1 protein-coding gene is annotated in these 898 nt (G+C 40.3%); it reads left to right on the top strand.

Translation table 11 applies throughout. The features are described 5' to 3' along the window. A partial coding sequence (locus tag VNE01S_RS18735) for a GNAT family N-acetyltransferase (protein WP_245649919.1) occupies positions 1 to 787 on the top strand: 787 nt, incomplete at its 5' end. Positions 788 to 898: the final 111 nt, after the last annotated feature.

Raw genomic sequence — 898 nt, 5'->3', positions numbered from 1 at the left:
AGCTATATACGAGGATAAAATGAATACAGTGGATGTAATGCGAGAGTACAATGAGTTTGAACGAAAGCGCATTAACTCGTTTAATGGTGTAAAGAAAACGGATAGTAATCTGACTAAGTTCGTATCAAATGATCGTCATGGTAGCTATATTTCATTTTTCAGCTTCGATGAAAGTCTCACTGAATCAATAGTTAAAGAGCAACTTGCATATTTTAACAAGCGCAATTTATGTTTTGAATGGAAAACGTACAGCACCGATAAACCAAGTAATATCGGCGACGTATTACTTGCTAATGGTTTTGCAAAAGAAGCTTCCGAATCATTTATGGTTTTGGATCTTTCAAAGGCCTCGGGTGAGTCCTTTGATGAATCTCAGATCACAGAAGTTTCTGACAGCGCAGGCATTCGTGACGCAATAAGGGTTCAAGAACAGGTTTGGGGTGGAGACTTCGATTGGCAATACAACTACCTAATGAGTCTCAAAGGACATTCGCCAGATTCAGTGTCCATTTATGTAGTGTATGTCAACGACCAACCGGTCACTTCTGCTTGGCTAACATTTAATGGAAGTAGTCCATTTGCAGGTATTTGGGGCGGAAGCACCATCGAAGAATTTCGGGGTAACGGTTATTATAGTTTGCTACTCAATAAGCGTATTGCTGAAGCAAAATCGAAAGGGGTTAAATATCTTATAATCGATGCCTCAGATATGAGTAAACCAATTGTATCAAAGCGTGGTTTTGAAATCGTAGCGACAACTACGGGGTACACTTCACCAAATAGCTAACAAGGCGTTTAAGAGGGATTCTCAACGCTTGGCACTTTCAGTTTGAATCAGTTTTAGTGTTTACGGCACAATAGGTTAAGCTCGGTGGTAGCGTTGTTCACCCCTTAACGC

Source organism: Vibrio nereis NBRC 15637, assembly GCF_001591105.1.
Taxonomy (GTDB): domain Bacteria; phylum Pseudomonadota; class Gammaproteobacteria; order Enterobacterales; family Vibrionaceae; genus Vibrio; species Vibrio nereis.
Note: the sequence above shows the minus strand (reverse complement) of the source record. Positions and strands in the feature narration are given on the sequence as shown.